Origin of the sequence: Deferribacter abyssi (assembly GCF_049472655.1) — a bacterium.
In the GTDB taxonomy this organism is placed as follows: domain Bacteria; phylum Chrysiogenota; class Deferribacteres; order Deferribacterales; family Deferribacteraceae; genus Deferribacter; species Deferribacter abyssi.
The window spans coordinates 37557-53720 of sequence record NZ_JAQNCS010000013.1; the positions used below are offsets into that span (position 1 = coordinate 37557).

Sequence of the window (16164 nt, forward strand, 5' to 3'; positions counted from 1 at the left end):
TATTTTGATTATACATGTATATACAAGTTATAATTAATTGTCAATAAATAACACCATTTAAATAGGATGTATGGGTAGTAAAAAAGGAAATAAAATTAAGTACAACTCGTACAGTATTATTATCTCTACAACCTTTACAGCTCATAATTAAAAACTTTTCTTTTAGAGACAGCTTTTACTTTTATTATATTGAAAATGTTAATATTAATGCTAAAATAGTTTTCATGAATAATTCTTATTTTAAACTGTACCTTTCAAATGATCTGGTAATTCTACTTCAAGAGCTGTTAAATAACATCAAAAATCATCAAATAAATAATCCACTCACTGAAAAACAAACAATTGTAGTACAAACTGATGGAATGGTAAAATGGATCTCTTTGAACATTGCTGAAAAATTCGGAATTTGTTGCAACTTTGAATTTCTTTTTCCGAGAAATTTCATTCTCAATACTTTAAAACAACTAAACTTGCTTACGGATGAGGACATAAATTATTTTGATAAAAAAAATCTGACATTGGAAATTATCAAAATTTTACAACATCAGCATTATAAAGAATTAGAGCATTATCTCAGTGATGATGATGGGAAAAAACTCGGCCAGTTTGCCATCCGTATGGCTGATATTTTTGATCAGTATCTCACCTACAGGCTAGAATATATTCTCTATCCAGGAAAAATCAGTACTTTTTGGCAACAAGATCTTTTCAGAAAAATCATAAATAACGGTTATAAATGTGTAGCAAAAGCTATTAATGAATTTTTACAAGGCAATTTTCTCCACAACAAATTAGAAGCAATCCCAGATACAATAAATCTTTTTGCCATATCCATACTCCCACCTATTTATATCAATTTTATAAAAAAACTCTCAACATACAAAACCATAAACCTATACAGCATCAATCCTTCACAGGAATATTGGTTTGACGATTTAAGCGAAAAAGCAAAAATACGCTTTTTCAAAAAAGCTTTCTTCAGCGAAGATGAATTTTATTTCACCAAATCAAACCCATTGCTTATAAACAACGGAAAACTAGTACAAGACTTTTTCTCAATTCTTTACGATACCGATCCTACACCACATGAAATAGAAAATTATAACGATTTCAACAATGAAACAGCATTAAATACTTTAAAACAAAAAATCTTAAACAATGATCCAATACCTTTTCAACTAAATGATGAAACCATACAGATTCATTCATTTCACAGCAGATTCAGAGAAATAGAAGGAATTTACAATTATATTTTAAAAATTATTCAAGACAATCCAGATATATATCTTGAAGATATTGTTGTAATGTGTCCTGATATTGACGAATATGCACCTTATATTGAAGGTGTTTTTGAAAATAAAAATATTCCATATAATATTTCAGACAGCAGAATTCTTAAACAGGATAACGGGATTAAAGCCCTTTTCTCTATACTTGATTGTCTGAAAAAAGATTTAACGGTAAAGGAGTTTGTTTCTCTTTTAGAATATGACGCAATAAAGGAAAAATTTCAAATCAACCAAACAGAACAGGAGATTATTAGAGAATGGATAAACGAGCTCAACATCAGATGGGGGCTTACAGAAAATTTTGTAAAATCTTCTTATCCTCATACTGACATCTTCAACACCTTCGAATATAATGTCAAAAGAATTCTGCTTGGCTATCTCACTAATGAAAACAAAATTATATTCGACTCGCTACCCTACACGGAGCAAACCGTATCAAATGGTGAGACAGCTGGGAAGTTTTTATATATTATCGACAAAATAACACATTTTATAAACCTCTTAAAAGATAAACGGGACTTAAAATATTTTAAAAACCTATTAATAGATATCATTAATACTTTTATTGCCAAAAAATATACGGAAACAGCATCTTTTTTAAGTTTTTTAAAAGAATTGGAGCAGTTTAATGATGAAACAATAGAAATATTTTTTCCTGCCTTTTTAGAACTGATAAAAAACATTACAACAAAAACTAAAAACAGCTTAAATTTTATGAGGGGAGGCATCACTTTTTGCGAACTCGTACCACTTAGAAGTATCCCTTTCAAAGTAATATGTCTTATAGGGATGAATGACGAAAACTTTCCAAGAAAAACAAGTAAACTTCTTTTCAATGAAATGGAGCTGAAACCAAAAAGAGGTGACAGATCAAGCAAACTGAATGACAGACTCCTCTTTTTAGAGTCAATCCTCTCAGCAAAAAAATACCTATACATCAGCTTTATTGGAAAAGATATGAAAAAAAATAAGCAGATAAATCCGAGTATTGTTGTTTCAGAGCTATTGGATTTCCTCTCTTTCAACCCCATTGAACACCCTTTACACTCATTCAGCCCTCTTTACTTTTCAGAGAATAGGGATGAGCTTGTAAACTACAATCCTGAAGATTTTGAAGCCGCAAAATCTTTGCTGGATATCAATGAAGCATCAAATATCATTTTACTGGACGATTCCCCTCTAATACAAAAGGAATTGCCAAAACAGCTACCATTGAAAAAATTGATTGATTTTATAAAAGATCCCCTCAAAACCTTCTTCAAAGAAAACGGAGTATATCTTGAAATAAAGCTAAACGAAATACAAACCAGGGAAGATTTATCACCCCACAACCTTCAGCAGTATAAATTGAGAAACTCTTTAATAAATGAAAAACTTCACGTTGATACAATCCCCTACACCGGATTGCTACCTCACGCTAATATAGGAAAACTTTTTACTAACCTAATAACTAGTGAAGTGGAAATCATTAAAAAAGCATTAAAAAAAGTCCATAAAGACATTGAGTTATACCCCCTTAACTCTTTAAATATCCAAAAAGAAATTAACAGCTACCTCATTGAAGGAAAAATAGAATATGTATATTCTAACTCGTTTATTATGATTGATTTCGGCAAGCAAGGGCTTGATAAAAGAGATTTTCTACTTCCTCAGATTCTTATTTACACATTAATGGGAAATTTCAACGAAAGCTATTTTATCAATCTCAATGAAACAAAAAAAATCACATTTACCACGGATAATAATTATCTGAAAAAGATTTTGGAAATTTATGAAATAGGCCTGAAAATCCCACTATACTTTGATAAAAAATTGCTTAAAAATAAAAAAATAGATATTACCAATTTTAAAGAACATTTATCCAAAAAAGTGAAAAGCTTTGTCAGTGGTGAAGAAAACAGATATCTAAAATTTTATCTCGAACATTTTACTTTTTCTGATGAATACATAGATAAACTTTTCGAGATAAATAGAGAACTTTTTTCAATAAATGAGGCAATAAATGAACTTTAATCCTTTTACGGCGAAATTTGATTTTAATGGAAAAAACTTAATAGAAGCTTCAGCTGGCACAGGCAAAACATACAGTATAGCTGCCATCTATCTCAGGTTATTAATCGAAAAGAAATTAAATCCTGCAAATATTTTAGCCGTAACTTTCACAATAGATGCTGCCGAAGAGCTAAAAGAGCGAATCAGAAAAATCATAATTACATCATATAAATTTCTCATGGGTGAAATTAATGAAACTGAACTCACAGATAGCAGCCTTAAACAGTACCTAGAATCAATCCCAAAAAACGAATCACTGTTAAGATTAAAAGAAGCCATGCTTCTTTTCGACGAAGCTTCCATTTACACAATTCACAAGTTTTGCAAACGAGTTTTATCTGAAAATCCTATTGACACAAACGCCACCTTTGAACAGAATTTCTCATCAGATGACAAAGATTTTCTTATCGATACTTTATATCACCTTTACAGACAGTGGCTCTATAAGGAAGATTTCATAATTATCTCTTATTTCTTAAAAAAATATACAGACCAAAAATTGATTAATCTCATTAACAGCTACTTTTTCTCCATTAATTCTATTATTATCCCTCCAAAAGATGTCATTATTGATGAAATCAAAGATCTTCACACTGAAGTTATAGACTCTTTTTATCAATTAAAAAACAATTATAATAAACCGGCAAAATACAAAGATGAATTTTTTGCTCAAGAAAACACTCTTATCAACGATTTTGGAAATTTCAAAGTAAGTAATAAAATAATGGAAGCCTACCCAGATTTTACCGAAAAATATCAGCTTTTATGCAGCAAAATCGAGCAACACATAGAAAACAATATCTTCAACTCTCTTGAAGAACTAGAAAAACAACTGAACATCCAAAAGATGAAAAAAAATCTGCTCACATTCACAGATATAATAAGAAATGTCTACCTTGCAATAAAAAAACATACTCTCAATCCTAAAAAATATGGTGAACTTCAGGCTCTTTTAATAGATGAGTTTCAGGATACAGATTTCTTGCAGGTTTTCATATTTGAAAAAATATTTGAAGACAAAACCGCCTTTTTTATAGGTGATCCCAAGCAATCCATTTACAGATTTAGAGGCGCTGATTTAAATGCATATTTTTACGCAACAGATAAAGTAGAAAAGAAAAACAGATTCAGGCTTACCACCTGTTACCGTTCCACTAAAAACTTAATAGACAACTTTAATAAAATTTTTTCTCAAAATAATTTTTTTCAAGATTCAAAAATCTCTTATGAAAAAATCAATGTTCCATCCCTTCAAAAACTACATATTGTAACGGGCGATAAGACAAAAGATCTTTGTATCTATTTGAAAGATGTTACAAATAAATCTGGCATTCTGGATGATGTTATTTCAGAAATTAACTACCTGCTGAAAAACGCTCAAATAAAAGAGATTGTAACTGGCTGTGAAACCGTAAGAAAGATAACACCTTCGGACATTGCCATAATCGTCCCAAGCAATATGGATGCGGAAGATATCAGAGCACATTTCAGCAAATATGGCATTAAGACTGTACTAAATTCTACAAAATCAGTGTTTGAAACAGACGAAGCAAAAGAGCTATACTTATTATTCGATGCCCTTGAAAACTATTCAAACAATGTAAAAGTTCAAACGGCTCTTCTCACAAAGATTTTTAATAAAAAAATCAACGAACTTTCTGAAGAGACAATCTCACATTACAAAGAAAAATTTAGCAAATATTCAAAACTGCTAACAAAAAAAGGGATTATCCCTCTTTTCCTGCATCTCTTTAAAGAAGAGAAGACAAAAATCAACATTTTAAAAGAAACAGGCGGCGAAAGAATTTTTACAAACTATATGCACATTTTGGAACTACTTCAAAACGCATCCAGATACGAAAATCTCACCATAGAAAATATCAAAAAATGGCTTTCTGCACGAATGACCGGCAGTGTAAAAGAAAGTGAAGATTACGAATTGAGGCTTGAATCGGATCAGAATGCTGTAAAAATCACAACCATCCATAAAAGTAAAGGCCTAGAATACCCTGTGGTATTTTTACTTTTTTTCAATTATTCTTACAGCGAAAAATACGAAGACTTTTTCTTTACCGAATTTGATGCCACAAAAGGACAACATGTAATAACGTCTAAATCATTAGCGTCAACCTTTGCCAGCTTAGAAGAAGACATAGCAGAAAAAGCAAGGCTTTTTTATGTGTCATTAACAAGGGCTAAAGGGAAATGTTATCTATTTGACTACAAGACAAAAGGTTATAAATATTTAGACACATTTCTTTATGGTGCTGCTATCGGGGAAAAACTAAATTTTGAAACAAAAATTTCAAGCCTTACCAATTTGTTACAAGATACTGCGATAATAAAAGTTATCCAGGATGAAAGTAAAGAGATAGCTTTTCACACTATCTATCAAGAAAGTTTGGATTTAAAATTTAATGAGTTTCAAGGTGAAATAAAAAGGGATTATCAGTTATCAAGTTATTCGGCTATAACACATGGTAAAACTGATGAATTGACAGATTTCTTTGATGATGAATATCTTGAAGAGGTGCTTTTCAATGAGCTTGATATAAAATCAAAAACTGAATTACCTCCAGGTGCTAAAACAGGTAATATGATACATCAAATCCTTGAAACAATACCCTATGATATTTCTGATAAAGAATTAAAGTATGTAATAGAAGAATTTATTCGAAATTATGGATTTGACAACAATGCATATAACTATACTTTTAATATGATTAAAAGTCTTTTAAATAAATCGATAATCATTGACCGAAAGCAATTTTATTTAAAAGACCTAAGTTCAATAAACAAAATAAACGAATTCGAGTTTTATATCCCAATTAAAAATCTGAACGATTTTCTATCATCTGTGCATAATTTATTCTTGTCAAAAGGTGAAAAGGATTTTGCAGAGCAAATTAAGACCCTAATAAACGGTAAATTTGATTTCAAGCACTATCTTAGAGGATTTATAGACCTTGTATTTGAATATAATGGTAAATTTTATATCATTGACTGGAAGACCAACTATTTAGGGGATAATCTATCTGATTATTCTTTGGAAAATATAAAAGATGAAATTGCTAAAAATCATTATTATCTGCAAATTCTTCTCTATCAACTTGCTCTCTATAAGTATCTAAAACAATTAAATAACAAAAATTTTAAGCTAGGTGAAGTTTTTTACATATTTACAAGAGGTTTTGACCCCAGCAAAAATCTTGGGATATTTAGATACCGTTTTAGCGAGGAAGAATTAGATGCAATTGAATGATAATTTTCTTGAAAAATTAATTGATGAAAACATTATAACCTTTGCCGATTATGAAATTTATAAATGGATTTACAAACTGTATTCTTCTAATATTACAGCTTTAATAGCATTGTTAGTAAACTATAAACTTCGCAATGGGGATAGTTGTCTCTTAATTGATGAAATTGAAAAAAAAGATTTAGCCGAAATACTATTTTATGAATCATCTCTCGATTTAAAGTTGCCAGATAAACAAAAAATAGTTGATGAGCTTGCAAAATCAGGTTTGATAGGCAACGCAAATTCTCTTTGTCATCTTGACGAAAAAAATAGGCTTTTTTTTAAAAGAATATATAGCTATGAAAAAAATGTAGCAAATAAATTAAAACAATTAGCATCAATTAAAACTTTTTTTAATAATTCAAACACAAAGCAAGCCCCGGAAAAAGATTGGCAATATGTGGCCATACAGATGGCAAAAATTAATCAGCTTCTTGTCATCTCTGGTGGCCCGGGTACAGGGAAAACCACCACAGTAAAAAAAATTATTAAAAATCTTTTAATGGAAAATGAAAAATTAAATATTATTCTCTCAGCTCCTACAGGAAAGGCTGTCTCAAGACTTCAGGAATCACTAAAAGATGATGAAATATCTGAAAAAATCAATCCACCTGTAACCATCCACAAACTACTTGGTGCAAACTACACCCTCACTCGCTTTTATTACAACGATAAAAATAAACTGCCCTACGATGTAATAATCGTGGATGAAGTATCAATGGTAAATCTTGAACTGATGCACCAGCTTTTAATATCAATAAAAGATGATGCAAAATTGATTTTATTGGGAGATAAAGACCAGCTCTCATCAGTGGAGGCCGGAGCAATTATGGGAGAAATCTGTAGTTTTCCTGAAATTTACCCTCAAATAAATACTATAAATTCTTTTTCCAAAGAATATGGTAAAAAACTATATATTCCTGATGAAAACCTTGTAAATATTGATAATCCGCTTATCGATTGCACTATAGAATTTACAAAAAATTATAGATTTAAAGAAGATAGCGGTATCGGTCTCCTATCCAATGCTATAAAAAATAACAACTTTACTCTTATTGAAAATATAATAAGTAAAAAGATTTCTTTTGACGATCTCATCTTAATCGAAAAACCGTCAAATACACTTTTTGATGAGATTGTCGATGATTATTACAACAATCTCAAGGATGATCTCTTATCCACATTAACTGCTGTAAAAATATTGACACCATACAGAATCACACCCTTTGGAAGCGAAAAATTAAATGAAATTATAGATAAAAAACTCAGAAAAAAATTTCTTACATCCCAAACATGGTATACAGGCAGGCAAGTTATCATAACCGTAAATGACTACCAGAACGAACTATTCAATGGAGATATAGGTATTTGTATGAAAAAAGATAATAAAGAGTATATAGCCTTTTTAAGAACAGGTGATGAAAATTATAAATATCTGCACCCATCCCTTTTACCTGCCTACGATCTTGCCTTTGCCATGACTGTGCACAAAAGTCAGGGTTCAGAGTTTGATAAAGTTTATTTTTTCATAGGTCAAAAAGAATCTGACCTCCTAAATAGAGAACTAATCTATACAGCTATTACAAGAGCCAGAAAAAAAATTATTCTTATAGGTAGTAAAGAACTACTATTTAACAGCTTAATGAAAAAAACCACCCGTAAATCTGCTTTATCTGACATGCTTTATGGATAGTTTCTATTAAAAGTAAAACATAAATTTAAGATCTCTGAGTATTAAAAAATTTTTTTCATAAAAATTAAGTTATATTAAATAATCGTATAAAGTATTTTCAATATCTCTTTGAAAAACACCCAATAATTGAAAAATCTCATTATTTTCACAGGTATTCCCTTCTTTGAGCATTTCAAATTGATCTCTAGCTATGGGAAACCAGGAAAATTTACCAAAAAGTTTTATTGCAAAATCAATTATAAACTCGGGCACTGAAATTAAAACTCTCTTTCTACCCGTAACTTCCATTATAAGCCTTAAGATTTCCTTATAACTTAATATCCTATTACCGCATACAGTAAATGTTTTGTTAAAAGTCTTTTCATTTTCTATCGATTTAACAAATATCTCTGCTACTTCATAGACACTCACCGGCTGCATAGGATATGAACCGTCACCAAAATAAGAAAAAACAGGCATTTTTTTCATGAAATTGTTTAACATATTTATGAAAGAATCTTCTGGTCCATAAATTACAGAAGGTTTAAAAATTGTATAAATTAAGCCCGAATTTCTTACATATTCTTCGGCTTTAAATTTTGTCTTGTGATAAACAGTTACACTATCTTCTCTTGCACCATTTGCTGACATATGTAAAAAACGCTTAACATTTGCCTTTTTAGTTTCATTAACCAACAACTTAGTTGCTTCATAGTGCATTCTCTCAAATGTAATTCTTTTTGATGGGAATTCTCTTATTATTCCTACAAGATGTATAACTACATCAACATTTTTTAAAGCATTTGAATAACTTTCCGGTTTTAATATATCACCCTCAATAATTTGAATTTTTTCATCCTTTACCTTTAATCTAGCTGAATCTCTTATTAAAACTACAGGATCATAACCACATTTAAGTAACTCTCTTAAAATTTCAGTGCCAACAAAACCTGTACTCCCTGTCAAAAAAACTTTCATTAAGCTCCTCAATATGTAATTTCTATATCTTTATCATACAATATAGTGTAGTTTACATTAATTTCTACATTATTGTTTGGTAAAATTTCTATATTGCAGGTAACTTTACCTTGTTCATCTACTCTGCATGAAGGATTATCAATCTTCACATCTTTCACTTCAACTCTATCATCAGCTGAAACTGGCACTCTATCTATTACAATTAAATTATAACTCTTATTCCCAACATTTGTTAACACTATCTTGTAACCATCAGAAATCTTTTTTTTGTTTCCAAAAAACCCAGAACTTTCTTGATAATCAATATTCTTCTCTTTTGTTATCTTAATATCGTACATTTTCCCAGCAAAAACCTTATATTTACCGTTATCAAACTTACCATAAACATTGCTGAAAACCTCACCATCAATTATCACTCTCCATTTATTATTTTCAATATCATAAGGAGTATCAAAAGTTATTTCTCTAAAAACATCTTTACTCAAATAAGGGTAAGTTATTAGGTTAAAATCGGCAATTTTAACTGCACTGTTAACAATAAAAGTCTTTTTTAACCCATCCGATGGTAAGAATAAACTATTCAAAGTATAAACTCTGTTCTTTTTCTCCATTTTTTGTTCAGACATCAATCTGTTTGAACTCTTAGTTGCTGATCTAAAAAGCATCTTAGACTTTTCTTTGGGTCTGATAACTAAAGGTGTAAAGGTAAATTCTTTCTGATAACCGCCGCTTTCTTTAAAATAAAGATTTGCTGCATCCGCATTAATATCAATCCCACTTTTATTTTGAAGATTAATCTTTTTATAAACTGTAATTTTAGCTTTATTACCAGCAAGCTGATCTACCACTAGTTCATTAACCACATCAAAGGAAACACCATAAAACTCCAAAACTGTATTTTTACAATCAGATATTTCCGCAAAAAAAGGAGTTTTACTCTTTGCACCCATTTTAAATTTTCTATTTAATTTATCAATCTGTTGCATTAATTCATCTTTATTTATTTTAATCTTTGCAAATTCTTTTGAAATTTTATCTAATAATACAAAACTATTATCATCATTAATATTGTAATTTTTAGCCACAGAACTTAAGACGTTTTCTTTATAATTTAAATAAATAAGCTGCTCATCCAATAATTTCTTCTTTTTGAATAGATTACATAGATAACAACTGTTTCTTACCTCACTACCTGGATAAACTAAATATTCATCCCCATCACACAATACTTTGATATTTTCATTAAAACCTACAAAACTATCTGAAAGTCTTGTATGATAAATCACTATATCTTTATATATTTCCACTGTAGAAGCAAAACCTAGATTTGCAGCAAATAGTAAACACAAAGTTATCAGTAGCTTTTTCATAAAATTTCCTCCTTCTTAAATGATAAATACCTGTTTTTATAAACTATAATATGATCCAATAATCTTATACCAACAGTTGTTAAAGCATTTTTCACAGTTTCTGTAAATACCTTATCTCCATTTGATGGTGTAAGATTACCAGATGGATGATTATGCACAAGAATTACTGATACAGCATTTTCTAGTAAAGCTTTTTTTACAATTTCTCTAGGAGGGATATAAGATTCATTGACCGTACCCGCACCTTCTATTTTGCAAGAAATCAATCCATTTTTTGAGTCAAGGTAAAGCACAGCAATTTTTTCAATATCTTCAAAAGCTATTTTATACTTTATAAATTTAAAAACCTTCTCAGGATTATCGAAAATATCCTCTTTCAAAACCTTTGAGCTTTCCACCCTTCGATAAAATTCTTGTAATAATTTAAACATTAATACTGTTTCTCTACCAACCCCATCAATATTCTCGGTTATATTAAAAATATCTGCCATACCTTTTATTTCGTCCAAAATCTTTTTAGCCAAAGGTTTCACATCTTTTCCCCTAATAACATACCCCAATATTAACTCAATAATTTCATAATCTTGCAATGACTCTGGATGCTCTTTAAACCTCTCTTTCAATCTTTTGCGATGCCCAAGATAATGTTTTTTTTCATTCATGGATAAATTATAACATAATTTCATCCTAAATCAAAACTTGAGTTATTCTATTTTTTTAGAATGAAATTATCTAAATAACTTGAATATATAAAAACTTTTTTATAGGTACGATTATAAAGTACTCACCAATTTGTTATACAATCAAAATTTGAAATTTTGAATTTCTATGCTAAAATAAAATTATGATTGAGGGACTTACAATAATTTTCCTTTTTCTCTTTATAGGTGACACAATTTCAAATCTTTTAAAAATACCTATCCCTGGAAATGTTATAGGTATGTTATTATTAACCGGAGCTTTAAAATTCGAAATAATAAAACTAAAAACAGTAAAACCTACAGCAGATATCCTTGTCAGAAATATGGCTTTTCTTTTTATCCCACCTGGTGTTGGAATTATGATTTATTTTGATCTCATAAAAAAAGAATTTATACCAATAATAATCTCATATTTTTTTAGCACTTTAGCTGTACTGTTTGTAGTGGGAAAAATACAACAAGTATTGGATAAAAAAAATGAAAAGTTTCATTGAAACACCTGTTTTTGCAGTAACGATAACATTCATTGTATTTTTTCTTGCAACAAAACTTTATAATAAATATCGTTTTATACTTTTTAACCCAGTACTTATTTCAATCAGTTCATTAATAGTTATTTTAAAAACGATAAATCTTGATTACCAAACCTATTTTAAAGGAGCCAAAATCATCAGTTTCTTTCTTGGACCATCGGTTGTAGCGCTTGGAGTTCCTTTATATTTACAATTTGAAGAAATAAAAAAAAGAGGAATACCAATACTTTTTTCTATAACACTTGGTAGTATTATCGGTATTTTATCGGCCTCTCTGACTGCAAAACTACTTGGCGCATCTAAAACAGTTGTGGCTTCCATAGCTCCAAAATCTGTTACTACTCCAATAGCAATGGGAATCTCCGAAAAAATCGGAGGAATCCCTTCTCTAACTGCAGCCATTGTAATTGCTACAGGAGTACTTGGAGCTGTCATAGGCCCAGCATTTCTAAAACTTACAGGAATCAAAAACAAAATAGCTATTGGACTTGCTATAGGAAGTGCTTCCCATGGTATTGGTACAGCCAGAGCTTTTGAAGAAGGAGAATTAGAAGGAGCATCTAGCTCTCTAGCAATCTGCCTAAACGGTATAGCTACAGCCATCTTTACACCAATTATCTTTTACATAATTTATAAATTACTATGAAAATTTCTGATTACTTGGCTAATAAATACAACATCTCCAAAAGACTTGCTAAAAAATATATTAAAGAAGGGTTTGTCTTTGTTGATCAAAAAATTATCAAGAAAGACTTCGAAATTTCAAACAACTCAAAAATTATACTCAATGTAAACCAAAAAACATTTACCTATAATATCAATAACTATTTAATAAGAAAATATGATAATATTCTTTTTTTATACAAACCCCCTTTCATGCATACAGAACGTTTGAGAATTGAAGATGATCTAACAATTTCTGATATAGTAAGCAAAGAATTTCCTGAATACATCCTTATTTCAAGACTTGACTTTGAAACAGATGGAGTCATTGGTGCAATAAAAAAAGATTATATTATTGAAATAATGCAAAAAAAATATTATGCAGTTGTGAAAGGAAACTTTCAAAAAGAAGTAAAATTGAGCAAAAAAATCGATTATAAAAAACGTAAAAAAGTAAAAGTGTTAGATGAAGATGATGAAAACGAAACGATTATAAGACCATTAAATTTTAATAACGGTTTTAGTCTCGTAGAAATAATTCTCGAAAAAGCTAAAAGACATCAGATTAGAGCATACCTTTCTTATCTTGGCCATCCAATTTTAGGAGACAAACTTTACGGCGGACAACAATTTGAACGGATGATGCTTTCATGTATTTACACAAAAATCAATGAATTTGAAGCCTATTCACCAAAAATAAAAGATTTTATAGATAACTACTATAATTTTATTCCCAAAAACACTTAAATTAATTTTTCAAAGAAAATTGTATCGGCAATTTGAAATACAACTGTTTTTTCGGTTTTTTCTCAAATTTTGTCTTCTCCAAAAAAGACAATACAGCGTTATCTAAAATACTAAAACCACTAGATTCCAACAAGTTGATATTTATAACACTTCCTGTTGTATTAATATAAAATTCAACTACAATTTTCCCCTCAATACCTCTTCTTCTCGCAATACCAGGATATTTTATTTTTTCACAAATATACTTCCTAACATAATTGCTATACTCCATAATCCAATTATCATTATTTGAAATGGATTTTTTAGGATTGACACTTATTTGCTTAACATTTTTATTTGAATTATTATTTGCTAATTGAACATCTCCTACTAACTCTTTATAAGAATCACCAACTGTATTTGATTGGCTTCTGGCAATATTATCTTTATCGTTCTTTTCATCTTTATTGGCAAATTTGCTTTCAGGACTTTCAGTGTTTTTTATGTTTTTTGAATTATTTTCAATCAATTTTTGTCTAAAAACATTTTTTTCTTCCTTTTTAGATTTAATTTTTTTCTTTTTAATGTTAGTTTTCATTTTTTCTTTGTTCTTTAGTTTTTTTTGAATCTTTACGGATTCCTCTTGAATATCACTTTCTGGGTTTTGACTACTTATAGACTTTTTAGTTTTTTTATTTAATCCAACTTCAGTTATCGTAACCAAAACATAAGAATCACTTTTTTTGCCCTGTAAAAAATTAAAATTAACATTACTTAAATACAGTATAATAACAAAATGAATAAAAATTGAAATAAGGAAGAAGGGGGCAACCCCCCTAAAATTTTTAGAACTTATAGGATAATCCTACCATATAATTTCTTTCTGGTGCTGGATAATAAGATCCTACGTATGCAAAATCATAGTATTTTTTGTTAAAAATATTGTTAATTTTCCCGTAAACACTTATCTCACCTATTTTAAATGTTTGTGTATAATCAACTTTTAAATCATGTATCCAATAATCATCCAGTCTATCATTGCTATTATCAAAATCACTTCCCATGTACATTTTACTATAATATTTAGACATAAAATAAATCCCCACTCCAAGATCAAATTTATAACCTATGATTGACTTTAATTGATACTTAGGAAGTAAAGGTAATTCATTTCCTTTATTATCACCTTCATCTATTTCAGCCTTTGTATAGCTATATTTAATATCCAAAATAAACTTTTTATCATTATATCCTAAGTTAGCTGTAACCCCTTGACGCTTCGTATCCATATTAATATTATGCCAAATGGTATCATCATACAAAATCTGATCTCCTGAATTTTGATAACACCCTCTCAAACCATAATAAATTCTTTTAGAAAAATTACCTTTTATACCCAATTCATATGTCTTATTAATTTGAGGCTCTACTAAAGAATTATATCCACTCCATTCAAATTTCTCATCAGTTGTTGGAAATCTAAAACTTTTGTCGTATTTTATATAAAATCTGTGTTTTTTGTTAAACAAATAACTTAACACAATATCAAAAGCTTCAACATTATAAGTTTGCTTTAAACCCAATATCTTATTATTATCTTTCAATCTTTGATATCTATAACCACCTTCTAATCTAAAATTCAAAATTTCTACAACATCATAAAAATAATAACCAAACATCCTTCTTCTGAGCGTTGAATTATTCCAACTACTCTGATTTTTAACCAAATAATTATCATAATCAAATCCGATTTTTAATTGGTTTTTATAATCCCCCTTATTAACATTTATATTTAACATTGGTCTGAAGTCAAAATATTTTAAATCATCAGTATAATCGCTAGACCAAAAAGTGTAATCTCTATGTCTATCTCTGTAGTCAGTCTTGATTGTAAATTCACCAAATGGCAAATAAATTTTTAATTTCCCACCATAAATATATTCAAAATCATGGCCACCATCATTTGGAAATCTTGAATACTCTCTGCCATATTTATCAATATCATCTAAGGACAATCCTCCTGGCAAACCATAGGTAGAGTCGGTATAAATACCAAATATATTAATTTCAAATTTTTCTCCAAAATAACCAGTTTCAAAAGATGAAGATCCTATCTTTAGCTCTGAATTATTACGATAACTATCCGTATAAAACTTATCGCCACTCAAAGTAAAAAACATACTTTCAGTTGCATAACTGCCATTTGCATAAAACCTACTCATATCATAAGAACCTGCTTCTGCTTTAGTATAAAAACCTGACTTTAAAGGTTTCTTAGTAACAATATTAATTACACCACCAACAGCTCTATCACCGAATAATACAGAATTTCCCCCATGATACACTTCTATTCGTTCAATATTTTCAACAGGAATCATTGTCAAATCAGGATTTGACATATCAGACAAATTTAACCGAACCCCATTGACCATAATAACATTATTCAATCCACCATTTTCAGCACCAAAACCTCCCATATCAATACTAACATGTTTTTTATCGTACATTCTTATATCTACACCATTAATATAATTTAATAAGTCTATAGTATCAGTAGGTTTTAATTTTTTTATAGTTTCATAATCTATCACTTCCACATTTGCATAAGCATCATTAAGACCACTATCCAGATAAGTATCAAAAACTTTGATCTCTTCTAATTCAATTGCCATTACACTTTTTGCAAAAGACAAAAAACATATTAATAACCATAACAATCTCATCAAAACCTCCTATAATTTTCTGAATTATAAAAGTCCTCTTACAAAAACAACTTTAACTGTTACTAAATTTATTGCTCCAAATTTAAAATTCGAAGAACCCTTAAAATACAAGATTCTTCGCTTAGCTCAGAATGAAAATCCGAACTATTGAATTTT

11 protein-coding genes are annotated in these 16164 nt (G+C 29.3%); 6 read left to right on the forward strand and 5 right to left on the reverse strand.

All coding sequences use genetic code 11. From position 1 onward, the window contains the following. The first annotated feature begins 224 nt into the window (after positions 1-224). From OWK30_RS08310 to recD, 3 genes are read left to right on the forward strand one after another with little or no spacing between them, the layout of a single operon-like run. Complete coding sequence (locus OWK30_RS08310) at positions 225-3302, forward strand: exodeoxyribonuclease V subunit gamma (RefSeq protein WP_423325447.1); 3078 nt, start codon at positions 225-227, stop codon at positions 3300-3302. After that, positions 3292-6603, forward strand: coding sequence for a UvrD-helicase domain-containing protein (locus tag OWK30_RS08315; protein WP_423325449.1), 3312 nt, complete (start codon positions 3292-3294; stop codon positions 6601-6603). Before OWK30_RS08310 ends, OWK30_RS08315 begins: the two co-directional genes overlap by 11 nt. Beyond that, positions 6590-8335, forward strand: coding sequence for an exodeoxyribonuclease V subunit alpha (recD, locus tag OWK30_RS08320; RefSeq protein WP_423325451.1), 1746 nt, complete (start codon positions 6590-6592; stop codon positions 8333-8335). The genes OWK30_RS08315 and recD overlap by 14 nt, the downstream gene beginning before the upstream one ends. A 69-nt stretch (positions 8336-8404) precedes the next feature. On the opposite strand, the gene OWK30_RS08325 is transcribed toward recD, so the two are convergent. From OWK30_RS08325 to radC, 3 genes are read right to left on the reverse strand one after another with little or no spacing between them, the layout of a single operon-like run. Then, positions 8405-9292: a complex I NDUFA9 subunit family protein gene (locus OWK30_RS08325; RefSeq protein WP_423325453.1), complete on the reverse strand. Its 888-nt coding sequence runs from the start codon at positions 9290-9292 to the stop codon at positions 8405-8407. Positions 9293-9300: 8 nt separating this feature from the next. After that, positions 9301-10662, reverse strand: a complete 1362-nt coding sequence (locus tag OWK30_RS08330; RefSeq protein ID WP_423325455.1) for a DUF4139 domain-containing protein — start codon at positions 10660-10662, stop codon at positions 9301-9303. Next, complete coding sequence (gene radC, locus OWK30_RS08335; protein WP_423325457.1) at positions 10659-11324, reverse strand: RadC family protein; 666 nt, start codon at positions 11322-11324, stop codon at positions 10659-10661. Before radC ends, OWK30_RS08330 begins: the two co-directional genes overlap by 4 nt. Before the next feature lie 182 nt (positions 11325-11506). Here radC and OWK30_RS08340 point away from each other — a divergent pair, with 182 nt between their 5' ends. The 3 genes from OWK30_RS08340 to OWK30_RS08350 are packed head-to-tail and all read left to right on the forward strand — an operon-like array spanning position 11507 to position 13306. After that, entirely contained in the window at positions 11507-11857 is a 351-nt protein-coding gene (locus OWK30_RS08340; RefSeq protein WP_423325459.1) for a CidA/LrgA family protein, read from the forward strand. Next, positions 11841-12542: a CidB/LrgB family autolysis modulator gene (locus tag OWK30_RS08345; RefSeq protein WP_423325461.1), complete on the forward strand. Its 702-nt coding sequence runs from the start codon at positions 11841-11843 to the stop codon at positions 12540-12542. Before OWK30_RS08340 ends, OWK30_RS08345 begins: the two co-directional genes overlap by 17 nt. After that, positions 12539-13306: a pseudouridine synthase family protein gene (locus OWK30_RS08350; RefSeq protein ID WP_423325463.1), complete on the forward strand. Its 768-nt coding sequence runs from the start codon at positions 12539-12541 to the stop codon at positions 13304-13306. Before OWK30_RS08345 ends, OWK30_RS08350 begins: the two co-directional genes overlap by 4 nt. A 1-nt stretch (position 13307) precedes the next feature. Here OWK30_RS08350 and OWK30_RS08355 read toward each other — a convergent pair whose 3' ends face one another. Together OWK30_RS08355 and OWK30_RS08360 are read right to left on the reverse strand one after the other, a co-directional pair. Further along, complete coding sequence (locus tag OWK30_RS08355) at positions 13308-14009, reverse strand: energy transducer TonB (protein ID WP_423325465.1); 702 nt, start codon at positions 14007-14009, stop codon at positions 13308-13310. Between the two features lie 121 nt (positions 14010-14130). Further along, a complete protein-coding gene (locus OWK30_RS08360; protein ID WP_423325467.1) occupies positions 14131-16008 on the reverse strand; it encodes a TonB-dependent receptor in 1878 nt (625 codons plus the stop codon). Positions 16009-16164 lie beyond the last annotated feature (156 nt).